Annotated in this window: 22 protein-coding genes; 12 read left to right on the top strand and 10 right to left on the bottom strand. The window is 64.5% G+C overall.

Going from position 1 to position 24001, the window contains the following annotated elements; translation table 11 throughout:
- The first annotated feature begins 77 nt into the window (after positions 1-77).
- The 3 genes from V3C40_RS19380 to dapF are packed head-to-tail and all read left to right on the top strand — an operon-like array spanning position 78 to position 2694.
- Entirely contained in the window at positions 78-947 is an 870-nt protein-coding gene (locus tag V3C40_RS19380; RefSeq protein ID WP_034753077.1) for a lysophospholipid acyltransferase family protein, read from the top strand.
- Positions 944-1819: an LpxL/LpxP family acyltransferase gene (locus V3C40_RS19375; protein WP_034753075.1), complete on the top strand. Its 876-nt coding sequence runs from the start codon at positions 944-946 to the stop codon at positions 1817-1819. The genes V3C40_RS19380 and V3C40_RS19375 overlap by 4 nt, the downstream gene beginning before the upstream one ends.
- Before the next feature lie 11 nt (positions 1820-1830).
- Positions 1831-2694, top strand: a complete 864-nt coding sequence (gene dapF, locus V3C40_RS19370) for a diaminopimelate epimerase (RefSeq protein WP_331778277.1) — start codon at positions 1831-1833, stop codon at positions 2692-2694.
- Between the two features lie 11 nt (positions 2695-2705).
- Here dapF and V3C40_RS19365 read toward each other — a convergent pair whose 3' ends face one another.
- Entirely contained in the window at positions 2706-4208 is a 1503-nt protein-coding gene (locus V3C40_RS19365) for a tetratricopeptide repeat protein (RefSeq protein ID WP_331778276.1), read from the bottom strand.
- 415 nt (positions 4209-4623) lie between these two features.
- Between V3C40_RS19365 and V3C40_RS19360 the strand changes: the two genes are divergently transcribed.
- From V3C40_RS19360 to V3C40_RS19325, 8 genes are all read left to right on the top strand, one after another.
- Positions 4624-5694 carry a porin gene (locus tag V3C40_RS19360; protein WP_331778275.1) on the top strand — a complete coding sequence of 357 codons (1071 nt, stop codon included), beginning with the start codon at positions 4624-4626 and terminating at the stop codon, positions 5692-5694.
- 178 nt (positions 5695-5872) lie between these two features.
- A complete protein-coding gene (locus V3C40_RS19355; RefSeq protein ID WP_035823876.1) occupies positions 5873-6550 on the top strand; it encodes a DUF484 family protein in 678 nt (225 codons plus the stop codon).
- Between the two features lie 7 nt (positions 6551-6557).
- Positions 6558-7505 (top strand): tyrosine recombinase XerC, encoded by a 948-nt coding sequence (locus V3C40_RS19350; protein WP_331778274.1) that lies wholly within the window; start codon positions 6558-6560, stop codon positions 7503-7505.
- A 138-nt stretch (positions 7506-7643) separates the two neighbouring features.
- The gene (locus V3C40_RS19345; protein ID WP_331778273.1) at positions 7644-8750 is read left to right on the top strand and encodes a CobW family GTP-binding protein; all 1107 of its coding nucleotides are present in this window, start codon (positions 7644-7646) and stop codon (positions 8748-8750) included.
- 481 nt (positions 8751-9231) lie between these two features.
- Entirely contained in the window at positions 9232-9684 is a 453-nt protein-coding gene (dksA, locus tag V3C40_RS19340) for an RNA polymerase-binding protein DksA (protein WP_331778272.1), read from the top strand.
- Between the two features lie 223 nt (positions 9685-9907).
- Positions 9908-10444: an ATP-dependent protease subunit HslV gene (hslV, locus tag V3C40_RS19335; protein WP_034753065.1), complete on the top strand. Its 537-nt coding sequence runs from the start codon at positions 9908-9910 to the stop codon at positions 10442-10444.
- Positions 10445-10481: 37 nt separating this feature from the next.
- Positions 10482-11834 (top strand): ATP-dependent protease ATPase subunit HslU, encoded by a 1353-nt coding sequence (hslU, locus tag V3C40_RS19330; protein WP_034753607.1) that lies wholly within the window; start codon positions 10482-10484, stop codon positions 11832-11834.
- An 18-nt stretch (positions 11835-11852) separates the two neighbouring features.
- Positions 11853-12047 carry a hypothetical protein gene (locus V3C40_RS19325; protein ID WP_034753063.1) on the top strand — a complete coding sequence of 65 codons (195 nt, stop codon included), beginning with the start codon at positions 11853-11855 and terminating at the stop codon, positions 12045-12047.
- A 69-nt stretch (positions 12048-12116) separates the two neighbouring features.
- On the opposite strand, the gene V3C40_RS19320 is transcribed toward V3C40_RS19325, so the two are convergent.
- A complete protein-coding gene (locus V3C40_RS19320; RefSeq protein ID WP_331778271.1) occupies positions 12117-12731 on the bottom strand; it encodes an outer membrane protein in 615 nt (204 codons plus the stop codon).
- Positions 12732-12899: 168 nt separating this feature from the next.
- Between V3C40_RS19320 and V3C40_RS19315 the strand changes: the two genes are divergently transcribed.
- Positions 12900-13685 carry a helix-turn-helix domain-containing protein gene (locus V3C40_RS19315; protein ID WP_072455805.1) on the top strand — a complete coding sequence of 262 codons (786 nt, stop codon included), beginning with the start codon at positions 12900-12902 and terminating at the stop codon, positions 13683-13685.
- Here the strand turns inward: V3C40_RS19315 and V3C40_RS19310 are convergent.
- Genes V3C40_RS19310 through gspL form a run of 8 tightly spaced genes read right to left on the bottom strand, consistent with a single transcriptional unit; the run spans position 13658 to position 23996 of the window.
- The gene (locus V3C40_RS19310) at positions 13658-15916 is read right to left on the bottom strand and encodes a patatin-like phospholipase family protein (RefSeq protein WP_331778270.1); all 2259 of its coding nucleotides are present in this window, start codon (positions 15914-15916) and stop codon (positions 13658-13660) included. The two genes, V3C40_RS19315 and V3C40_RS19310, sit on opposite strands and share 28 nt — an antisense overlap.
- A gap of 58 nt (positions 15917-15974) precedes the next feature.
- Positions 15975-16541 (bottom strand): type II secretion system protein N, encoded by a 567-nt coding sequence (locus V3C40_RS19305; protein WP_080698615.1) that lies wholly within the window; start codon positions 16539-16541, stop codon positions 15975-15977.
- Between the two features lie 16 nt (positions 16542-16557).
- Entirely contained in the window at positions 16558-17778 is a 1221-nt protein-coding gene (gspF, locus tag V3C40_RS19300; protein WP_070304520.1) for a type II secretion system inner membrane protein GspF, read from the bottom strand.
- A 10-nt stretch (positions 17779-17788) separates the two neighbouring features.
- On the bottom strand, positions 17789-19210 hold the full coding sequence (gspE, locus tag V3C40_RS19295) for a type II secretion system ATPase GspE (RefSeq protein WP_100428779.1): 1422 nt from the start codon (positions 19208-19210) through the stop codon (positions 17789-17791).
- 10 nt (positions 19211-19220) lie between these two features.
- Positions 19221-21467 (bottom strand): type II secretion system secretin GspD, encoded by a 2247-nt coding sequence (gspD, locus tag V3C40_RS19290; protein ID WP_034753053.1) that lies wholly within the window; start codon positions 21465-21467, stop codon positions 19221-19223.
- A complete protein-coding gene (locus V3C40_RS19285; protein WP_034753051.1) occupies positions 21464-22240 on the bottom strand; it encodes a type II secretion system protein N in 777 nt (258 codons plus the stop codon). The genes gspD and V3C40_RS19285 overlap by 4 nt, the downstream gene beginning before the upstream one ends.
- Positions 22237-22770, bottom strand: coding sequence for a type II secretion system protein GspM (gspM, locus tag V3C40_RS19280; RefSeq protein WP_072455811.1), 534 nt, complete (start codon positions 22768-22770; stop codon positions 22237-22239). The genes V3C40_RS19285 and gspM overlap by 4 nt, the downstream gene beginning before the upstream one ends.
- Positions 22767-23996 (bottom strand): type II secretion system protein GspL, encoded by a 1230-nt coding sequence (gspL, locus tag V3C40_RS19275; RefSeq protein ID WP_331778269.1) that lies wholly within the window; start codon positions 23994-23996, stop codon positions 22767-22769. The genes gspM and gspL overlap by 4 nt, the downstream gene beginning before the upstream one ends.
- Positions 23997-24001 lie beyond the last annotated feature (5 nt).

The raw sequence follows: 24001 nt of genomic DNA, 5'->3' as shown, positions 1-24001 counted from the left end.
TTACTGCATACGTGGTATTTTACGCTTCTTAAAAAATTTTGGCACAGCAACACGCCATTCCTGGAAACCGCTTATACATGTTAGTCCCAATTTTTCGCTTCTTGTCCGTCTTTCCCCTGCCCGTCCTGCATGGCCTGGGCGCTGCGCTCGGCTGGGTGATTTACGCCATTTCGCCGTCCTACCGCCGCCGCATGCGCGAGAACATGCAGGGTGCGGGGTTTTCGCAACACTTGCACACGGCCGTGGCCGAAGCGGGCAAGAGCGTGCTGGAATTACCGTTCATCTGGTGCGCACCGGCCGAGCGCGTGGCGCGCCATGCAACAGTGGAAAACTGGGAACTGGTGGAAAAAGCGCTGCAGCACGGGCGCGGCATCGTCTTCCTGACACCGCACCTGGGCTGCTTTGAAATCGTCGCCCAGCAAATCGCGCTGCGCACGCCGCTCACCGTGATGTACCGCCCGCCCAAGCGCGCCGCATTGAAACCGCTGATCGAAGGGGCCCGCGCGCGCGAAAACCTCATGCTGGCGCCAGCCAATATGTCGGGCGTGCGCATCTTTGCCAAATGCCTGAAGAAGGGGCAACCGATCGGCCTGCTGCCCGACCAGGTGCCGCAGGAGGGAGAAGGCGTGTGGGCCGATTTCTTCGGCCGCCCTGCCTACACCATGACCCTGCCGGCCAAGCTGGCGCAGATGGGCGGCGCCGAAGTCATCATCACCTACGCGGAACGCCTGCCGGGCGGGCGCGGCTATGTCGTGCATTTCGTGCCGTTTACCGAATCGCTAGCCAGCACCTCGGCCGAGCAGGCCCGCACCATCAATGCGGCCATGGAGCAATTGATCGCGCGCAGCCCGGCGCAATACCTGTGGAGCTACAACCGCTATAAAGTGCCGCGCGGCGCACCGCCGCCCACGCCGGCCACGTCCGATGCCGCCGGGGAGCAGGCATGAGATTGCTGATCGCCTTCATGTGGCTGCTGCACTGGCTGCCTTTACCCATCCTCGGCCGCTTCGGCGTGGCCGTCGGCAGCGTGCTGTTCATCGCCATGCCCACGCGGCGCAAGATCGCCCTGACGAATCTGCGCCTGTGCATGCCGGAATTGACGGAACAACAGCGCGTGGCGCTGGCGCGCCAGCATTTCCAGGCCTATTCGCGCAGCGTGTGGGAACGCAGCATCCTGTGGTGGTCGTCGGAAGCGCGCCTGAACCGTCTGATCAAGAAGGTGCCCGCCTTCCCGGGCCAGCAGATCGCGGCCAAGCCCACCATCCTGCTGTGTCCGCACTTCGTCTGCCTCGACGTGGCCGGCGCCGCCACGGCCATGGAAATTTCCGCCTCGTCGATGTATGTGCAGCAAAAGAACGCCGCCTTCGACCAGGCCTTGCGCAACGGCCGCTCGCGCTTCAAGCCGCCCAAGCTGTTTACGCGCCAGGACGGCATCAAGACGATTTTGCGCGCGCTGCGCGACGGCTTGCCGTATTTCATGCTGCCGGACATGGATTTCGGCGAAAAGGATGCGGAATTCGTGCCCTTCTTCGGCGTGCCCGCCGCCACCCTGACGGCCACGGCGCGCCTGGCGCTGGCCGCCAAGGCGCAGGTCATTCCCGTCATCGCCACCTTCCTGCCCAACTACCAGGGCTGGCAAGTGACCTACTATCCGGCCTGGGACGACTATCCGGGCGATGACATCACGGCCGCCACGCGCCGCATGAACGAATTCATCGAGGAGCGCGTGCGCGAAGCGCCGGCCGAGTATTTCTGGACGCATAAACGCTTCAAGACGCGCCCGGAAGGCGAAGCGTCGTTCTATAACCAGCACAAGTGATACGGCAGACCATGAAACTCCACTTTACCAAGATGCATGGCGCCGGCAATGACTTCATCGTCATCGACGCCATCAACCAGGACATAGCCTTCACGCCGGCCCAGTGGCAGCGTTTGGCCGACCGCCGTTTCGGCATCGGCGCCGACCAGATTCTCGTCGTGGAAAAGCCGCGCCTGCCCGGCTGCGACTTCCGCTATCGCATCTATAACAACGATGGCGGCGAAGTCGAGCAATGCGGCAACGGCGCGCGCGCCTTCGTCAAGTTCGTCAGCGAAAAAGGGTTATCGAACAAGGCCAGCATCCGCGTGGAAACCATGGCCGGCGTCATCGCGCCGCGCCTGGAACTCGACGGCAGCATCACGGTCGACATGGGCGCGCCCGTACTCGAGCCCGCGCTGGTGCCGTTCGATGCGGCTGGCTTGACGGGCGTGGCCGAAGGCACCGATCTGCTGTGGCCGCTAGACCTGGCTTTGCCGGGCCAAACCTCTCCTGTGCTGGTGTCCGTCGTCTCGATGGGCAACCCGCATGCCGTGCAAGTGGTCGACGATGTCGACGCCCAAGACCTGGAAGTGACAGGGCCGCGCATCGAGCATCATCCGCGCTTTCCCCGCAGGGTCAACGCCGGCTACATGCAGGTCGTCAACCGCCAGCACGTGAAACTGCGCGTGTTCGAGCGGGGCGCCGGTGAAACACTGGCGTGCGGCACGGGCGCCTGCGCGGCCGCCGTGGCCGGCATCCGCCGCGGCTTGCTCGATTCCCCCGTGCGCATCAGCGCGCGCGGCGGCGAACTGTCGATCGCTTGGCAAGGCCCCGGCCATCCCGTCCTGATGACGGGCCCGGCCGTAACCGTGTTCGAAGGCACGATCGAGCTGTAATCAACGCTGCATCATGCCGCCAGGAACTGCTGTTCCTGCGTGGCATCGAGCTCGGCCAGGTAGCACTTCAGGCGGTACAGACGCTGCCGGTAATTGCCTTCCGGCCCCGCCACGCTGCAATCGACGCGCTCGAACAGCCGCACCACCTGGTCGAGCAGCTGGCGTTCCTGCGCCGTGCGGATCAGCACGAGGCGCCGCTTGCCGCGCCCATGCGTGGCACTGATATCGATCAACAGGCAATGCCCTTGGTCGGCCGCATGGATATCGAGCAGCAGCGCCTCGGCACGCGACAGATGAAAGCAGCGTGCCAGCGCCAGGCGCGCCGCCAGCAGGGGGTGGCTCTGGCCCAGCTGGCGCAAATGTTCATCGGCGTGCATGGCGGCGCACTGGCCCCAGTCCCCGGGCTCGCCTTGCGGCGCGATTTTCGCCAGCGCCGCCTCCGCTTCACTGCTGCCTTGCGCCTGCGCCTGCAGCAGCCAATACGCGGCACGCACATCGTTGTTGACGCTGTCGCGGCGGTTACGCCACGCATGCATGCCGCACTCGAGCTGCGCCGGGCCATGCCCCAGGTCGGCAGCACGCTCCAGGCAGAAATGGGCTTCGACCACATTGCGCTGGGAAAATTCCGGTTTCGTGTAGATGCGCGACAGCACGAACCAGGCTTCGGCCAGTCCCTGCTCGCCCGCCTGCGTCAGCCAGCGCACGGCACGCTTGAAATTGGCCGCGCCATTGCGCGTGCCCAGGCGCCGGCCATGCGCATCCATGCGCGCATAGCCGAGCCCCAGCTCCAGCTGCGCCGTGCGGTCGCCGCCATGCGCGGCCAGCTCGCAGCACTGCCAGCCCTCGGCATCGCCGCCAGGCGCCAATGCCTGGGCGCAACGCGACAGCAACAACACCTGTTGCGCGTCGAGGGCGATCGTGCGCGTACCGGCCGCCGCCTGACGCTGCAGCAGCTCGCGCGCCAGCGGCAAGCCTTGCGACAGGAAGCCCGCATGGTTGCCCTGGCTCCACGCCTGCTCCAGCCAGGCGTGCAGCGGCGCGTCGCCATCGATGGCTTGCTCGCCAGCGGCGCTGGTGTCCTGTCCGGGCGCCGCCGATGATCTTTCTTGCAGGGATAGCAGCCATTGTGCATCGGGCAAGCCGGCGCGTACGGCGGCGTCCAGCGCCACGCGGGCCTTGGCGCGCAAGGCTTCACTGCTGCTGGCGGCGTTGCCCAGCACCAGTTGCGCCAGCACCAGGCCCGCCTGTACCAGACCCGCATCGAACGCTTGCGCGTAATACGGGATCAGCGCCTTGGCTGCCGGTTGCGCCACTTCGAAAGGCACGTGCGTACCGATCAGCAAGCACGCTTCCTGGCTATCTTCCTGGGCCGCCCGCGCCAGCCAGTGCAAGGCGGTCGGCAAGCTTTGCGGCACTCCCTGCCCAAACAGGTACACCCGTCCCAACGCCAGCTGGCAAGCCACATCGCCAGCACGTGCGCCCTTGATCAATCCTAATGTTTCGCGATTTGCCATCGATTCTCGATATTGAGTCAATGATTCTAATAATAGTGAGCCATCTCCAGACCCATCCTTGCAGGCCATCCCTTAGTGTAACGTCCTTGTGTCGTAAATCCGCCAAAGCGGCCTCAAGAACTTGATTCAACGCAACAATGTCCTGTTCCCAACATGCCAAGATGACACGGCGCCGCGACGGTGGCGATGGGAAAACGCCGGCCATCGGCGCAGGACTGGCAGAAACCGCGCGTTACAAAAATACAACAGGGGTATGCAGTTATGCCGCTTTTCACCAATCTTTTCACGCATATTTGACCAATCCCGCACGTCTTGCGCGCCGACGAATTAAGGTTCATTCATCGAAACGCGACAGTTAGCGCATTTCAATCTGCTCGGATCTCGGACGGAACTCACTTTTAATAGGGAATAAGACATGAAAAAATCACTCGTTGCCCTCGCACTCTTCGGCGCCTTTGCCGCAACCGCACAAGCGCAGTCGTCCGTCCAAATCTACGGCACGATCGATGCAGGCCTGGGCAAAGCGACTGGTTCGACCACCGCCGTCACCAAGCGCGACAACAACAAACTGGGTTTCAAGGGCACGGAAGATCTGGGCAATGGCTTGAAAGCTATTTTCCAACTCGAAATTCGCTATGAATCCGACACGGGCACGCTGGAAAGCAATGGCGCCCGTCCGCTGTTCCAGGGTCAAAGCCGCGTCGGCCTGCAAGGCGACTTCGGTACCGTACGTCTGGGCCGTGGCCTGACCGCGTTCCAGGAAACGAGCACCGGTTTCGAACCATGGTCGGGCATGCCTACGCCAGCCGGTTTCCAGACCGACCTGACCGTCGCCGGCTACACCAGCGATCCGCTGAGCCCAGCTGGCAACTCGCGTAACCGCTTCTCGAATGCCGTGTTCTACAACTCGCCAGTCATCAGCGGCTTCCAGTTCAACGCCACCGTGGCAGCCAAGGAAGCGAACAACAACGCCGCCGTTGCAGCGTCCGTGCGCAACCCAACGACGAATGCCTCCGGTAACTACTTCGTGCCAGGCAATGTGGCGCCGGCATCGAATCCATACTCGGTATCCGTGACGTACTCCTCGCCAGGCTTTGCCGCCATGGCCGCCTACGAGCGCAATGGCCTGCAAGCCAAGCTGTGGTCGGTCGGTGCGTCGGTCAATCCGATTCCTGAGCTGAAAGTCATGCTGTCGATCCAGCACCAGAACGATGAAGAATTCAAGATCGTCAATACCGGCACCAAATCGTGGGTGCTGGGCGCCAACTACGACGTCGGCCCAGGCAAGATCCGCGCTGGCTACGGTCAAAAAACGCCGGATGGCGTAGTCAAAACCAAGCAAGCATCGCTGGGCTATGACTACAATCTGTCGAAACGTACCTATGTGTACGCAGATATTTCGAACAAGAAAGCTGCCAGCACGACCAACTACAACGTTTCGAGCACGACCAACTACATCGGCGTCGGCGTACACCACAACTTCTAATGGCCCGCCTGTCACCCTCCGCGGGTGACAGCTGACCAGGAAGACAAGGCGGCATGGGCAACCATGCCGCTTTTTTCATGGGCGTGCGGAAAATGCATGCGTGCCGCGCCCTTTGCGCCTATGCCGCCGCACTCTCGGTTAGAATGAAGCGTTCAACTTTCACTGACAGATATTCTCAATGACCGCCACACTCGATTCCAGCACCGTCGCCCAGTACCTGAGCGAGCATCCGAATTTCTTCGAAGAGCATACCGCCCTGCTCGGCGAGGTCAAGCTGAGCAGCCCGCTGACGGGACGCACCATCTCGCTGCAGGAGCGGCAGATGGAAGTGATGCGCGACAAGTACAAGGCGCTTGAGCTGCGCATGTCCAAGCTGAGCCGCGTGGCCGAGGAAAATGGCGATATCGCCAGCAAGTTCCACGGCTGGAACCAGGCCATGCTGCAAGTGCGCAACGATGCGGACATGCCGCGCGTGCTGGTCGATGCCTTGCAAAGCAATTTCGACGTGCCCTACGTCAGCCTGCGCCTGTGGCAAGTGCTGCCGGAACACGCCGACGGCTGGTTCACGGAAGACGTGACGGCCGACGTGCGCATGTTCGCCAATAGCCTGCAAACGCCGTACTGCGGCAGCAACCGCGATTTCGAAGCCGTGCACTGGTTGCAAGCTGACAAGATCGAATCGACCGTCATGATCGCCCTGCGCGCCCCGAACACCACGGGCACCTTCGGCTTGCTGGTGCTCGGTTCGCCCGACAGCGAACGCTTTACGTCAAGCATGGGCACGGACTTCCTCGTGCATATCGGCGCCACGGCCAGCGCCGCCCTGGCCGCGCTGCGCGCCGGCTCGCCTGCCTGAATACGCCATGAATGCCGCGCGCGGCAAGGCCGAGTGGCTCGACGCCTACCTGGCGCAGCTTGCCACGCAGCGCAAGCTGTCGCCGCATACGCTGGACGCCTACGGGCGCGACTTGCGCGCCTTGCTGGAACTGAGCGGCGATACGCCGTGGACGGCGCTCGCGCATAACGAAGTACGCCGCTACACGGCCAAGCTGCACGCTGGCGGCCTCGATCCGCGCTCAATCGCGCGCAAGCTGTCGTCGTGGCGGGGCTTTTTCAACTGGCTCAGCGGCGAGACCACCCTCGACGCCAATCCCGTCGACGGCATCCGCGCCCCCAAGCGGGCCAAAACCTTACCCAAAGCCTTGTCGGTGGACGACGCCGTGCGCCTCGTGGCACCCGCGCAACACCAGCAAGGCGCCGCCGAGCCGGAGCAGCTGTGCAACCGCGCCATGTTCGAACTGCTGTATTCGAGCGGCTTGCGCGTGTCCGAATTGACCAGCCTGGACACCCATTACTGCAAGGCCGAGAACGGCCAACCCGCCTCGCTGGGCTGGCTCGACATGGCCAGCTTCGAAGTCATCGTCACGGGCAAGGGCAACAAGATGCGCAAGGTGCCGGTCGGCAAGGCAGCGCTCGTGGCCCTGACCGCCTGGCTGGCCGTGCGTCCGCCGGCGGCCGATGGCAGCGCTGCCCTGTTTTTAAGCACGCGCGCCACGCGCATCTCGCCGCGCGTGCTGCAGCTGCGCCTGAAGGCGCACGCGCTGGCCACGGACATTCCCGCGAACGTGCATCCGCACGTGCTGCGCCACTCGTTCGCTTCGCACGTGCTGCAATCGTCGGGCGACTTGCGCGCCGTGCAGGAAATGCTGGGCCATTCCAGCATCACCTCGACCCAGGTCTACACGGCCCTCGATTTCCAGCACCTGGCGCACGTGTACGACCAGGCGCACCCGCGCGCCAAGGTCAAGTAGGCAGCCCCGCCCGTTGGCCAGGCTGATCCATATCAAGCGGATCGGCGCGCATTTGCAAGCTTTTGCAAAATTCCGGCATAATCGTCCGCATTCTTCCGCTTGCGCGGCGGCACCACCGATTACAGCATAGGCATCTTCATGGCACTGATTCCAACCACCATCCTCACCGGCTTCCTGGGCGCAGGCAAAACCACCTTGCTCAACCGCATACTGCAGGAAGACCATGGCATGCGCATCGCCGTGATCGAAAACGAGTTTGGCCAGGAAAACATCGACAATGAAATCCTGGTGCAGGATAGCAACGAACACATCATCGAGATGAACAACGGCTGCATCTGCTGCACCGTGCGCGGCGACCTGATCGTGGGCCTGACGGAACTGGCGCGCAAGCGCGACGCCGGCCTGCTGGCATTCGACCGCGTCGTCATCGAAACGACGGGCCTGGCCAATCCCGGTCCCGTGGCGCAAACCTTCTTTGTCGACGAGGAAGTGGGCAGCCACTACATGCTCGACGCCATCATCACGGTGGTCGATGCCCGCCATGCAATGAAGCAACTCGATGAATACGAGGAAGCCCAGCGGCAAGTGGGCTTTGCCGACAAGCTGCTGCTGTCGAAAACCGACCTCGTCAGTGAAGACGACGTGGCCGCCCTGACGCGCCGCCTGAAGCGCATCAATCCCCGCGCACCGATCGCCAAGGTCGATTTCGGCCGTGCGCCACTGGCCGAAGTACTCGACATCCGCGGCTTCAACCTGAATGAAAAGCTGGAACTGGACCCGGATTTCCTCGCCACGGAAACGGCGCACGTGCACGATCATGACCATGCGCACGACCACGATCACGCACATGAACATGGCCATGAGCACAAGCATGAGCACGCACATGAGCACACCGAAGCCTGCGCCACCGATTGCGGCCATGCCGACCACCACCACGCGCAGCACAGCGACGATATCGCCGCCTTTGTTTTCAAGAGCACGCAACCGTTCGACAGCGCCAAGCTCGACGAGTTCCTCGGCGGCCTGGTGCAAGTGTATGGCCCGCGCATGCTGCGCTACAAGGGCGTACTGCTGATGCAGGGCGCCGAGCGCAAGGTGGTCTTCCAAGGCGTGCACCAGCTGATGGGCAGCGACTTGGGCGCCAAATGGGGCGAAAACGAAGTGCGTGGCAGCAAAATGGTGTTTATTGGCAAAAATCTACCAAAAGACATTTTTATTCGCGGACTCGAACAATGTTTGGTATAAACTAGCCGGGTTTTGCAAAGTATCCGTTGCAAAGCAGAAACAAAAGGGAAAGTTAAGCACGCTTTCCCGCTGTCCGACACCCATCTTGCTGGTATAAACCAACAAGTAGCCGTCTCTGATCGGCTAGTCAACAAATCGGGATGGCAATATAAAGCAAAGCGTGCCAAAATCAGCGACGAAAACGGCCCATGTCGTTAGCCTGTCATGAAATGCTGGCAAACTGCCGCTGGCCGCATGCCAGGCATGCAACCGATCCACCCAACACGCCTGTTGACGCGCGCATAGCGCGACTGGCATAGAGCGGTAAAAAGTTATCAACATGGCACCTTAGCCGGCCGGTAATCCTGGCTTACGCCGGCAAGCCAAGGTCGCACGCAGTACAGCGGGACAGCAATGCCAAGCGGAACCTGTACAGTTGCTCGGTATCGCCGCATCAACTGATCAATTTGAAAACTCTGTCGTATCGAAGGTAAGCGAAGTTATGACCAAAACTAATAAATCGACCCCGGTCGCCAACCAAGACATCCCTCTTATCAGCGAAGATCAAATTCGCGCCATGAGCGAAGATGACTACATGAATCCGGCACAACTGGCATTCTTCAAGGCGCGCCTGCAGCAGCTCGAAAAAGACCTGCTGAAAAACGCCGGCGAAACCACGGAACACTTGCGTGAAACCGTGCTCGTACCGGACCCTGCCGACCGCGCCACGATCGAGGAAGAGCATGCGCTGGAACTGCGCACGCGCGACCGCGAGCGCAAATTGCTGAAGAAAGTACAACAATCGATCGCCAGCATCGACGCTGGCGACTATGGCTGGTGCGAAGAAACGGGCGAGCCTATCGGCATCCCGCGCCTGATCGCCCGTCCGACCGCCACCCTGTCGCTGGAAGCCCAGCAACGGCGCGAACTGAAGCAAAAACTCTACGGCGACTGATCGCCCCTCCGCTTGCGCGGCCGCCCCGGCGGCCCCGTGATGGCGATAAAAAAAGCACACAACCCCGGTTGCGTGCTTTTTTTTCGTCCCGCGCCGACTACACTGAAGCAAGCACGGCAGCGGCAAGTGCCGCTTGCAATTGCCTTTTCCATCCCCACTTTTGAAGCATGGGCGCGCAATCGCATGGTCTTGCACGCATCGGCACGAATCTTTTGAGGTCACTATGGAACAATTTCACGGCACCACCATCCTCTGCGTCCGGCGCGGCAAGCAAGTCGCCCTGGGTGGCGACGGCCAGGTAACGCTCGGCAACATCGTCATGAAGGGCACGGCCCGCAAAGTGCGTAAGTTGTATCAGGGCAAGGTCCTGGTCGGCTTTGCCGGCGGCACCGCCGACGCTTTTACCTTGCTCGACCGTTTTGAAGGCAAGCTGGAAAAACACCAGGGCAATCTGCTGCGCGCCTCCGTCGAACTGGCCAAGGACTGGCGCACCGACCGCGTGCTGCGCCGCCTGGAAGCGATGCTGCTGGTAGCCGACAGCGAATCGACCCTGGTCATCACGGGCAATGGCGACGTGCTGGAACCGGAAGACGGCATCGGCGCCATCGGCTCGGGCGGCACCTACGCCCAGTCCGCCGCCAAGGCGCTGCAGGAAAACACGGACTTGTCGCCGGCCGACGTGGTCAAGAAATCGCTGACCATCGCCGCCGAGCTGTGCATTTACACGAACATGTCCCACATTATCGAGACGCTCGACTAAGCGTCCCCGAGCACAGAATGGAAAGCCAACTATGATCATGAACATGACCCCGTCGGAAATCGTCACTGAACTCGACAAGCACGTGGTGGGCCAGGCCAAGGCCAAGCGCGCCGTCGCCATCGCCCTGCGCAACCGCTGGCGCCGCCAGCAGGTGGCCGAGCCCCTGCGCCATGAAATCACGCCAAAAAATATCCTCATGATCGGCCCCACGGGCGTCGGCAAGACGGAAATCGCGCGCCGCCTGGCCAAGCTGGCCGAGGCGCCGTTCATCAAGATCGAAGCGACCAAATTCACGGAAGTCGGTTATGTGGGCCGCGACGTCGACACCATCATCCGCGACCTGATCGACATCGGCATCAAGCAGACACGCGCGCTGGAAATGAAGAAAGTGCGCGCACGCGCCGAAGATGCGGCCGAAGACCGCGTGATCGACATCCTCGTGCCGCCGGCGCGCGACTTCGGCTTCACGCCGAATACGGCCGCGGCCGTGGACACGGGCAGCGGCGACAGCACGCGCCAGACCTTCCGCAAGCGCTTACGCCAGGGCGAGCTCGATGACAAGGAAATCGAGATCGAGCTGGCCGAGGCGGGTCCGCAGATGGAAATCATGGCGCCGCCAGGCATGGAAGAAATGACGGAACAGATCAAGTCCATGTTCTCGGGCGTGGGCGCGCAGCGCAAGAAGGCGCGCAAGGTCAAGATCAAGGAAGCCTTGAAACTGCTGGTCGAGGAAGAAGCGGCCAAGCTGCTCAACGAAGATGAGCTGAAACAGAAGGCCATCCAGAACGTCGAGCAGAACGGCATCGTCTTCCTGGACGAAATCGACAAGATCGCCTCGCGTTCGGAGTCGGGCGGCGCCGACGTCTCGCGCGCGGGCGTGCAGCGCGACCTGCTGCCGCTGGTCGAGGGCACGACCGTCAACACCAAGTACGGCATGATACGCACGGACCATATCCTGTTCATCGCTTCGGGCGCATTCCACCTGTCGAAGCCGTCGGACCTGATCCCGGAACTGCAGGGGCGCTTCCCCATCCGCGTGGAGCTGGAATCGCTGTCGATCTCGGACTTCGAGCGCATCTTGACGAGCACCGACGCCTGCCTGACGATGCAGTATGAAGCCTTGCTGGCGACGGAAAACCTGAAACTGCAGTTCGCGCCGGAAGGCATCACGCGCCTGGCGGAAATCGCCTATTCGGTTAACGAGCGCACGGAAAACATCGGCGCGCGCCGCCTGCACACGGTGATGGAAAAGCTGCTGGAAGAAGTGTCGTTTACGGCCAGCGAAGGCAGCAGCAGTTCGGAAAACCTGCTTGTGATCGATGCCGCGTACGTCAATGAACGCCTGGAAGCGCTGTCGGTCAACGAGGACCTGTCGCGCTACGTGCTGTAAGAAAGAGGGGGGAAACCGATGGCAAACAAGGCATTGGCGACGCGGCAGAAAATGCAGTTCCGCGTCGAACCCTCGCAAAAACCGCGCAACCCGGTCGCCACTGCAGCCCTGCAGCGCGCCGCCGGGGCGCACGTGAAAACCGTATCAGGCCAGCGCCAGCAGGAAAAACGCCTGCTGGCGAAACTGCTGTTGAAAGTAGAAACGGACAAATAGGCCGCCCGCGGACACCCCTTTTTACAGGGCGTCCGCCATCAGGCCACTCTCTGCCGCGGCATCATCCCCTTAGAAACGGTAGGACGCGCCCAGCGAAAACATGTCGACCTTGGTCGTTTGCTTGCTGTTGTACTTGACAGGCACGCGGTCCCAGTCGAGGTGCAGCGACCAATTCTTGTTCAGCGCATACGCCGCGCCAAGGCCGTAGGTCAGGCCGATCTTGCTCTTCTTTTCCGAACCGCCGCCCAGATAATCGACCTTGCCCTGCGTGTAGGCCGCACCGGCGCGGCCGCTCAGTGTAAACGCGTCAAACTGGTAACCGAGCACGCCCTGCATGCCGAGGCCCGTGAACTTGCCGCGGCCAGCGCGCTTGCCCGCGTCCGTGTCGAAGCCGGACTTGACCTCGCCACCCATGTACCCCACCAGTTCAATCGAAGGCACGGCCACGCCGCCCTGAAACGGCAGCGCGTCGAAACTGTAACCCAGGTAGGCCTTTCCATTGCGCTTGCTGCTTTTGTCGCAATCGCTTTGTCCGGCGATGCAATCGAGGCCGCTACTGGCGCGAAAGCCATAGCTGGCGCCCGCATAGAAGGGTCCTGGTGCAGGCTCGGCTGCGGTGGCATGCAGGGGAGCGATGGTGGCCAGCGCCAGCAGCGCTGCGGGAAAACGGAAAGATGGGAACATGGATAACCTCTACAAGTGGATGGATTGCCTGGTTGTAGCGCGCTGCGCGAGCCACAAGCGGGAGTGTCATCGCTTTTGCCGAAAAGTACTATCACCTTGTGCAAAGTGCCATTAACGGCTACATTCGGTACCGTCACCCGCTACCAAACTTGTAAAAAAGGATATCCCGTGAGTTCACCTGAACTGGTTTTGCGCGTGCTGCGCACCCAACTGCGCGCCGCCGGCATCACCTACAAGGTACTGGCCGAACGCATCGGCATGAGCGAGTCGAGCGTCAAGCGCATGTTTGGCCAGCACGACATGTCGCTGTCACGCCTGGCCCTGATCTGCAAGGCCTCGGGCATCGCCATGGAAGACGTGCTGCGCGGCGCGGCCGACATCACGCCGCATGCCGACACGCTCACCCTGGTGCAGGAAAAATCGCTGGTGGCGCATCCGCGCCTGCTGCTGGTGGCGATCTGCTGCCTCGGTCACTGGAGCCTGGAGCAGGTGGTGGAAACGTATGCGCTGACGCAGGCCGAATGCATCGGCTGCCTGGCCGAACTGGACCGACTGGGCTTGATCGAACTCAAGCCGCTGAACCGCTACAGCCTGCGCGTCTCGAACGCCTTCCACTGGCTGGCCGACGGTCCGGTGCAGCAGTACTTCCGCGAACACGTGGTGGCCGATTATTTCAGCGGGCATTTCGACGGTGCCGGCGAGACCCTGATGTGCATTCCGGCGCGCCTGTCGCTGTCGAGCGCACAGGAACTGGTGCAAAAGATCCGCCAGCTGGCCGAAGAACTGGCGCGCCTGCACCAGAACGACCGGCGCCTGGCGCCCGCCGAGCGCGATGGCTTTACCCTGCTGCTGGGTTTCCGCTCATGGGAATTTGCCGCCTTCACGGCCCTGCGCCGCAGCTCGGCGTCGGCCGCTCCGGCGGCTCCCTACCAGACCGGTCCCAGGAACAGATAAAACGTGCTCTCGCCGCCCTTCGATGCGCCCGAGGCCACGTACACGGGACCGAAGCGCGTATCGACGGAAATGAAGGCGCTGCTCGCTTGCGTGAACTTGGTCGATTTCCAGCGCTCGCTCTGATCGAAGCCGCCGCCCATCTCCAGCGAAAAGCCGGCCCGCACGGCGCCGCCCAGGGTACTGGGCAGGGAACCGATGCGGCGCGCCATCACGAAGCGCGCCAGGGCCACGCTGCGTCCCGTCACCGACTCGAACTGCGTGCCGGACAGGCGCAGGAAGCCGCCCAGGCTGAGCGGCGCCTCTCCGCGCTGCGCGCGCGCCCATTCGCCATACACGTGGCCGGCCCAGTTGCCGCGGCTAAAAGCCTGCATGCCGGTGATGGAAGAGCGGCCCAGGGCCGCTTCGCCCGACCCCGTGCTCGAATCGCGCGTCCACGTGGCGTCCACCAGCATGCCGCGCGTGGGGAAACCCGGTGAATCGAGCGTATCGACGCGGAGCTGCACAAACTGCGTGGTGCCCAGTGCGCGCGATTCCGGCAGCGTAGGGTCGGCCGGAATCGCCAGCCGGCCCTTGACCTCCGTGCGCGTGACGCCAAACCGCAGATCGCCCCAGGTACCAAACTGGCGTCCCAGTACCAGCGCCGCCGTCTGGCCGTTATATGTCACGCGGGAGCTGCGCCGGCCCTTGTCGAACAAATCCATCGCCGACGAGCTGTACTGCAGTTCCGGCGCGATATACCACGGGTTGCCGGCCCCCAGCGGCTGCCAGAACTGCACGCCATAACCGCGCTCATTGCCGATCTGCGCCATGCTGCGCAATTCGCCGCCCCAGCTGTTCAGGTTCGAGCGCACGTGCAGCAGCTTCAGGGCAAAGGTATTGCTGTCCCTGAAATCGCTGGCCATTTCCAGGCCCACGCGCAGCCGGTTGCTGGCCCACGGCGCTTCGACCGCCTTGATGTTGACCGTGCGCTGGTCGCCCGCGTCGACCACTTCCGTCTCCACGCGCGCCACGTCGCCACGGCCATACAGCCTGGCGGCCGCCTTGAGCACATCTTCCTGGCTGACCGGCTGCCCTTCCACCAGGCCCGATTGGGCCTGCAGGATGCGCGGATTGATATCGCCTTCGCTCTCCACGGCCAGGCGCGTGAGCGGCAGGGCCACGTCCAGCAGGGCCGGCGCCGCCAGACGCAGCTGCTCGCGCGCCGCATACTGTTCCGGCGGCAGGGCCAGCGGCGCCAGGCGGGCGGCCAAGGCCTGCGCCGCCTGCTCGCCGGCGCGCATGGCGCGCGCATAGTTTTCAAAGTCGAGGAAACTGACGCCCGTCAGGTCGGGCGCCACGAGGATATCCTGCGATTGCAGCTCCTTGAGCGAGCGCTGCACGTTCTGCTCCGTGAGTATCTGCAGCATCTGCTGCGCCACGCCGATGGCGCTGCCCAGCTCTTTTTCCGGCGCCAGCGGCGTGCCCACGTTGACGGCGATGATAACGTCGGCGCCCATGGCGCGCGCCATGTCGACGGGCAGGTTGCGCACCAGGCCCCCATCGACCACCAGCCGGTTATTCACGCGCACGGGCGCAAACACGCCCGGCACGGCCAGCGAGGCGCGCATCGACAGGAACAACGGCGTGTCGACCAGCTCCACCAGTTCGCCATTGACCAGGTCCGACGCCACCGAGCGGAAGGGCAAGGGCAGCTGGCTGGCGGGACGGTCGCGCATGCCGGCCGGCAGCAGGCGGTTCAGGGCCATTTCCAGCGCCGCATTGCTGGCCGCCGCAGGCGGCGTGGAAATGCCGTTGCGGCTGGTGCCAAACTCGATGCGCGACGGCAGTAGCAAATCTTCCTCGCGGCGGCGGAACGCCAGTTCGTCGCGCGGCGGCCGGTCGGCCACCACGCGCGCCCAGTTCGTGTCGCGCGCCATCTTTTCCAGGTCCGCCACGGAAGCGCCGGCCGCATACGCGCCGCCGACCACGCCGCCCATGCTGGTGCCCACCACCATGTCGATCGGCACGTGCAACTCCTGCAGCACTTTCAAGACGCCGATATGCGCGAGGCCGCGCGCGCCGCCGCCCGACAGCACGAGGGCGATGCGCGGGCGGGCCGGCGCGGAGGCAGGAATGGCCACAGTGGAAACGGGGGAAGGCGTGACAGCGGGAGCGTCGGCTGCGGCGCCGGCTTGCGGCAAGGCGCACAGCGCCGCCACGCAGCCCGCCAGGACGGCACGGATCGAGAACATGAAGACTCCAGTCGCAATGGCGGCACGGCGCCATCGGCAAAATACGATAAGAACGGCGTTAATTCGACGGCGGCGTGCTGGTGGTGGTCACCTGCGGCGCGGCCGGCATGACGGTGGCCGGACGCTGCTGCTCCATCGGCAGCGGCGGCGGCACCAGATTCGATGCCGGCGCCGGGGCCGGTGCAGGTGTTGGGGTGGCGGACACGGGCCCCGGCAAGGCCAGCGCCTTGTCGTCGGCCACCAGGTCGATGCGCTTGCTCACGCCGCCATCGCGCAGCAGCACGTGGCGCGCATGCACTTCCAGCACCGTCACGCCGGGCACCACCTCGGCGCCTTCCGGCAAGGCCACGGACGGCTTGCCATCGGTCGAGATGATGGCCACGCTACCGCGGCCATTGCCGGCGGCCACCACGCCCTTGAGCTGGTAATTGCTGGCCGTGGCCACGCTGACCTGGCCGCCGAACAGCGAGGCGCCCGCCTCCACACTGGCATCCTGCACCACCGGCACGGCCGGCGGATTGATGGGGCGCTGCGGCGCCTTGAACAGCTGCATGGCCCAATAGGCCAGCGAGACGGACAGCGCCACGACGGCGAGCAAACTTGTAAATTGAGGCAAACGCTTCATGGCTTCCTTGGGTTTCTTATCTGACGAGCTGATTGATTTCGATAATCGGCATCAGCACGGCCAGCACGATCAGCAGCACCACCACGCCCATGGCCAGGATCAAGGCCGGCTCCAGCAGGCCGGCGATGGTGAGCGTGCGGCGTTCCAGGTCCTGCTCCTGCGCGCTGGCGGCGCGTTCCAGCATGGCCGGCAGCTCGCCCGTGATTTCACCCGCGCGTATCATGTGGATCAGCATCGGTGGAAAATGCTTTTGCGCCGACAGCGCGCGCGCCAGGCTGACGCCCTCGCGCACGGCGCCGCTGGCTTCCTGCACCAGTTCCTGCATCGCCACGTTGGTGAGCGTGTCGCGGCTCGTGTCGAGCGCGCGCAGGATCGGCACGCCGGACCCCGTGGTGATGGCCAGGGTGCTGGCAAAGCGCGCCGTGTTCAGGCTGCGCTCGAACTTGCCGTACAAGGGCGCCGTCAGCAGCCAGGTATGCCAGCGCCGTTTCAGGGCTGGCTGCTGCAACGCGCGGCGCCAGGCAAACCAGGCGCCGATCAGGGCAATGGCCACGACGATGCCATAGTTGCGCACGAAGTCAGACAGCGCCAGCATGATCACGGTGAGCATGGGCAGCTTCTGCTTGGTATTGGCGAACACGGAAACGATCTGCGGCACCACGTAGGTGAGCAGGAAGATCACGATGGAAAACGCCACCACGGTGACGATGGCCGGATACGTAAAGGCCAGCTTGACCTTCTGCACCAGCGCATTGCGCCGCTCGATATAGTCGGCCAGGCGCGAGAGCACGCGTGACAAATGGCCGATCTGCTCGCCCGACGCCACCAGCGCCCGATATATCTCGGCGAAATCGCGCGGATGGCGCGCCAGCACGTCGGAAAACGCGGCGCCGCCGATCACTTCCGAACGGATCGAGGCGATCAGGTCGCGCAGATACGGCCGCTCGGCCTGTTCCAGCAGCGCGGAAAACGCCTGCTCCAGCGGCAGGCCCGCTTCGAGCAAACTGGCCAGCTGGCGTGTAAACAGGGCCAGCTCGGTGCTGGACAGGCGCTCGCCGAAGCCGCGCCGCTTGGTCACGCCGGCGGCGTCGACCTGCGCGGCGATCGGCTCGACGGCCAGCGGCACCAGGCCTTGCACGCGCAGCTCGGCGCGCGCGGAACGGGGACTGTCGGCATTGAGCACGCCCTTGCGGGTGGCGCCCTGCGCGTCGACGGCTTCATAGCGGAATGCGGGCATGGTGGCGGGCCTAGTCTTTGGTCACGCGCAGCAATTCAGCCTGCGTGGTGGTGCCGTCGCGCAGCCAGCGTTCGCCATCGTCGCGCATGCTCAGCATGCCGTCCTGCAGGGCAACCGTGCGCACTTCCGCCTCCGACGCGCGGTTGTGGATCTGCGCGCGGATCTGCTCCGTCGTGCGCAGCAGTTCGTACACGCCCACGCGGCCCTGGTAGCCCGTCTGGCCGCAATGCTCGCAGCCGACCGCCTGCCAATACTGGCCGTCGAAGGTCTTGCACGAGCCGCACAATTTGCGCACCAGGCGCTGCGCCAGCACGCCCAGGAGCGACGACGACAGCAGGAACGGCTCGATGCCCATGTCGAGCAAGCGCGTGACGGCCGCCGAAGCGTCGTTCGTGTGCAGGGTCGCCAGCACCAAGTGGCCCGTCAACGATGCCTGCACGGCGATCTGCGCCGTTTCCAGGTCGCGGATCTCGCCGATCATGATCACGTCCGGATCTTGCCGCAGAATCGCCCGCAGCGCCTTGGCAAAGGTCATGTCGATGCGCGGGTTGACCTGCGTCTGGCCCACGCCGGCGAGGTCGTACTCGATCGGGTCTTCCACCGTCAGGATATTCGTGGTGGTGGCGTTGAGCATCGACAGCGCTGCATATAAGGTCGTCGTCTTGCCCGAGCCGGTGGGGCCCGTGACGAGCACGATGCCGTGCGGCTGCGTGATCAGGCCATCGAACTGCGCCAGCATGGGCGCGCTCATGCCCAGGTGCTGCAAATCGAGGCGGCCCGCCTCCTTGTCCAGCAAACGCAATACGGCCCGTTCGCCATGCCCCGTGGGCAGGGTCGAGACGCGCACGTCGACGGGTTTGCCGCCCACGCGCAAGGTGATGCGGCCATCCTGCGGCAAGCGTTTTTCGGCGATGTCGAGCTGCGCCATGATCTTGATGCGCGAAATCAGCGAGCCGTGGATGGCTTTACGGGGGCGCACGACGTCGCGCAGGCTGCCATCGATGCGGAAACGCACGACGGACGTCTGCTCGAACGGCTCGATATGGATGTCGGACGCGCCTTCGCGCAGCGCCTGCGTGAGCAGCGCGTTGATCATGCGGATGACGGGCGCGTCGTCGGACGATTCAAGCAAGTCCTCGATGGCCGGCACGTCCTGCAGCAGCTTGGTCAGATCGAGGTCGGCGTCGAATTCATCGGCCATCTGCGACGCGTCGCCGCCGCCGCCCGCGTAGGCGCCGGCAATGGCCGCATCGAGTTCGCCGCGCGGCAAGACCGTCAGCTGGATCTGGCCGAAACGGCGCGACACTTCGGCAATGGCCGCCGGCGCCGTCGATGCGGCCACCAGCACTTCGACGGGGGCGCCGTCGATGGCGCCGGGCCGCGCCAGCAAGCCGAAATCGCGCGCGTAGGCGTAGGGAAGCAGATTGCTCATGACTGCCCCATCACTTCTGCTGTTGCGGCAATTGCTGCTGCTGGTATTGCTGCAGCAGCGGCTGCGGCGGCGTGGCCGCGTTGGCCGGCGCGCCTGGCGGCGGCGTCGGTGCCGGCGGCACGGGACGCGTCACCATGCTGCCGCCCACGGGCTGGCCATCCTGCAAGGCAGGCAGTACCGGCGTGCCCAGGTCTTTCAGCATCAGGTTGCCCGTGGCCGGCACGGCGGCCGTCTCGGCCGAACGCATGTAGTCGTAGCGGTCGGCCGCCAGACTGCCGCTCTGCTCCTTGTTACGCACGATGACGGGGCGCAGGAAGATCATCAGATTGGTTTTCTTGCGCTCGCGCGTCTGGTATTTGAACAGGTTGCCGATCAGGGGGATGTCGCCCAGGCCGCGTACTTTTTCCGCATTGTCGCCCGTGCTGTCCTCGATCAGGCCACCGAGCACGATGATCTGGCCATCGTCGGCCAGCACATTGTTTTCGATCACGCGGTTGTTGATGGTGATGCCGCTGACGGCGGCCGCCGTGGATTTGTCCACGCTCGACGTCTCGTGATAGATGCCCAGCTTGATCGTGCCGCCCTCGGAAATCTGCGGACGCACCTTCAGGGTCAGGCCCACTTCCTTGCGGTCGATGGTCTGAAACGGATTCGTGTTGGTGCCGGCCGTGCTCGTGTACTGGCCCGTCAGGATAGGCACGTTCTGGCCCACCTTGATGGTCGCCAGTTCATTGTCCAGGGTGATCAGGTTCGGCGTCGACAGGATATTCGCGTTGCCGTCCGATTCCAGCGCATGCGCCACGGCGCCCAGGCCCAGCGCGCCGTTGATCTGCTTGAAGATGCCGACCGTCAGGCCGCCCGTCGGCAAGACCTTGCCGCCGCCCGTGGCGATGGCGGCGATGTTGTTGCTGGTGCCCGAAGCGAACGATTGCAACGCGCCCACGCGGTAGTTGCTGCCGCTGTCGCCGGAAAGCCCCAGCCACTGCACGCCGAATTCCGAGGCCTTGGACGACGTCACTTCGACGATCAGCGCCTCGATGTAGACCTGGGCGCGGCGCACGTCGAGCTGGTCGATCACGGCGCGCAGGTTGCGGTAGACGGCTTCGTTGCAGGTCAGAATCAGGGTGTTCGTCGATGCGTCGGCCTGGATGAAGCCGGCCGCGCCGCCCGACGACAGCTGCTGCGGCCCGTTGTTCAGCGAAGCGCCGCCCGTGGTGCCGCTTTGCGTATTGCCGCCCAGGCCAGTGCTGTTCATGCCGCTGTTGTTCTGGTTGATCTGGTTATTCGTGGCGGCGTTGCTGGTATTGCCCTGCTGCGCCGACGCGGCCGTGCCGTCCGACGTCACCACCGAGCGCAGGGTCTGCGCCAGCTTGGTGGCGTCCGCGTTTTTCAGGTACACCACGTGCACATTGCCCAGCTGCGTGGTGGGCTGGTCCAGCTTCGAGATCAGCGACTTGGCCAGGTTGGCGCGCGCCGCCGATGGCGCGCGCAGCACCAGCGAATTGGTGCGCGGGTCGGCCAGCACGGACACCTTGCCCGCGTCGGCCCCTGCGGCGCCGCCCGCATTGCCGCCTTCCATCAACTTGTTCACCATCGAGGCCAGGTCGGACGCGATCGCATAGCGCACGGGGATCACGTCCAGGTCCGTCGATGCGGGCACGTCGAGCGCGGCGATGATCTTCGCCAGGCGCTTGAGGTTATCCGCGTAATCGGTGATCACCAGCGAGTTGTTGCCCGGGTTGGCGTTGATCGTGTTGTTCGGCGAGATCAAGGGGCGCAGCACGGCCAGCAGGTTGGCCGACGATTCGTAGTTCAGGTAAAACACCTGGGTGGCGATCTGGTCGCCCTTCACCTGGCTGGCGCCATTGCCCACCTGGGTCGGCACGGATTGCAGCTTGGCGTCCGCTTCCGGCACCACTTTCGCATAGCCGTCGCCGGAGACCACCGCATAGCCTTGCAGGCGCAGCGCGGAGGCCAGCAGCCCGAACGCCTGCGTCTTGCTGATCGACTTTTCCGACACCAGGGTGATCGTGCCCTTGACGCGCGGGTCGATGACGAAATTGATGTTGGTGTAATGGCCCACCGCCTTGATCACCGATTCGATGTCGGCGCCGACGAAATTGAGCGCCGCTTCATCGCCGGGCGCGGCCCAGACGGGTGCCGGCATGCCGGCCACGGAACAGCACAGCAAGGCGGCGGCCGACAGGCGGCGCAGCGAGAAGGAGGAGGTAATGGGGCTCACGGATGGTTTTTTCATTGTCTGAACTCTAAGGCGATGATGTTTTTTTCGCTATTGCTACGGCGCTGTCCCAGCAAATTCAACAAACTCGCCAAGGTCTCTTCATATCCTGCTGCGGCCTGGGCCTGGCCGGAAAACTGCATGCGCCCCTGTTGCAGGCTGCCGCTGCCGTCAAGCAGCAGCGGTCCCTTGATGGAGCGCAGTGTCAACGTCGCCTGCTGCCCCTGCCAATCGAAATCGAGCTCGTAGCTGCCCAGCGGACGCAAGGACGACAGCCGCGACGCCATGTCCGTCATCTGCAAGGTGGTGCGGCCGACGGCGGAAAACTGCCGCTGCTCCAGGGCCAGCTGCAAGGTACTCCACGACAGGCGCATGCTGCCCGTCGGCGCCACGGTATTCAATGGTGCGCCCAGGCCGCCGAGGCCATCGGCGGGCAGCAGCAGGGCCGCCGGGCTCACTTGCCAGTGCGACCACGAGCCGCGCAGGTTCACCGGCTGCGACAGCGCCTGCGGGTTCTGCAGTTCCACGTCCGCCGATCCCCACAGCACCGAGGGCGAAATGCGCCAGCTGAAGCGCCCCGGCAGCAGCGGCGTCACGGCGCCATTCGCGCTGGCCGCCCCGCCGATAAAGGCCGAGCCGCGCCACAGGGTACCTTGCGCGTCGCCCAAGGTCAAACGTCCGCCCGTCTGCTTTTCCACGATGCCAGCGACCCAGCTGGCCGGGAAAAACACCAGCAGGGTGACGCAGACGCTGACGATGATGGCCAGCAGCCAGCCAAGCAGGCGCATCATCGTGCCGCGCCCGGGCTCTGGTGCAGGGTCAGGCTGGCGTCGACCAGCCCCGCCTTGGTCTGCGCCGTGATCTTCGCTTCCTGCACGGCCACGCGGCCTTCGCGGCGCAAGCCATCGAGCCACAGCATGACGCTGGCGAACGGCACACCGGTCAATTGCACGCGCGCGTACTCTCCCGTCAGCGACAGCGATTGCGGCGCCAGGCCGCGCGCTTTCAGCGACGCATCGAGGCTTTCACGGGCCATGGGCGCGACCTGCACGGGCGCCTGGCGCGCCAGTTCGCCCGCTTCACGGGCCAGCGCCTGCAATTGGGCCGCGTTCTGGCGCAGCTCGGGCAAACTCTTTTGCAAGGCGATGCGGCCCGTCCAGGCAGGCTCGAAGAATACGGCGTAGACGAGGGCCAGCCCCGCCACCACGCCGCCGATGGCCAGCAGCTTGCGCTCCTGCTGCGTACGCTCCGTCCAGAACGCCTGCAGGTTCTGTTCCTGGCCAGTCAGCGCGGCGCGGACCTTGTTCAATGCTGCACTCATGCTTTTGCTCCCGTGGCCGGCGTGATCTTCCACACGCCCGGCGCCGTTTCATTCAAGGCCAGCTTGCGCGCGGCCAGGCCATCGCGCACCTGCGCCTGGGCGCTGGCGTCGACCATGTCCGGTTTCAGCTTGACGATCAGGCTGCGCTCGCGGTATTCCAGCGACGCCACCACGCCGCGCCCGGCCAGGCCACCCAACGCCTCGCCCAGGGCCGCGCTCATGCTCGTGAAATCATCCATGCTGGCTTGCCCGCTTTGCAGGCGGGCGGCGGCGATATTGCGCCGCATCTGTTCCGCTTCCAGCCCATACACGGGCACTTCGTTCGGATACGCGGCCTTGAAGGTTTGCTGCATCGAGGTGCGCACGGTGGCGGCTTCGCGCTTCAAGCGCATCCATTCGATATTCATGCCGGCCAGGTTGACGACCACGGCCAGCAGCGCCAGGCGCAGCGGCCAGCGCCAGCGGCGCCATTCGGTGGCCGATCCCGTCGCCGTGCCCAGGGAACTCGCCAGGTCCAGCCCCGCATTTTTGGCGCCGGCGATCCAGTGCGCCCAGTGATCCAGCTCCACCGTCACGCCATCCATGCCGGCGGCCAGCTGTTGATACTGCGCCAGCTCGGCCTGCGCCACATAGACCGTCAGCGGCACGTCGCCGGCAAACGCGCGCGTCGTCAGCAGTGCCTGCTGCGGCTGGGCCGGCAATACGAGGCCCAGGCCCTCTTGCGGCGCCTGGCGCAAGGCCAGTTCCAGGCCATCGCCGCTGGCCTGCAGGGCGGCCGTCACGCTGCCCGGCTGCAAGGGCAGGCACAGCTGCGATGGCAGCAGCGCCACCTTGCGCGCGCCCTGCGCCAGCAAGGCTTTCACGAGGACCTCGGCCCAGGCGCGCTGCGCCACGGCCACCGTGCGCATGCCGGACGCATCAGGTGCGCCGGCAGCCAGCAGGCAATCCTGGGCGTCGCCAAGGATGTGTTCTTCCACCAGGCCCGGCAGGGCCGCGCGCAGGCGGGCGCCGGCCAGCGGCGGGGTTTTCAGGCGCAGCAAGGTCACGTCGGCCGCCGCCAGCAGCAGCAGCACCCGCTGCGCACCGGCGATCAGCTGGCCCAGGCTGCCCAGCGGCGCGCTGCCCTGCTGCAGCAGGGCGCCGCCGTCGCCGGCCAGCACGAAGGAGCAGGCAGGCGCGCTGTCGGTGGACGCCTTGGCCGGGTGACGGATATACAATATTGTCAAAGTGA

Origin of the sequence: Janthinobacterium sp. LS2A, assembly GCF_036543145.1 — a bacterium.
GTDB classification, from domain to species: Bacteria; Pseudomonadota; Gammaproteobacteria; order Burkholderiales; family Burkholderiaceae_D; genus Janthinobacterium; species Janthinobacterium aestuarii.
Note: the sequence above shows the minus strand (reverse complement) of the source record. Positions and strands in the feature narration are given on the sequence as shown.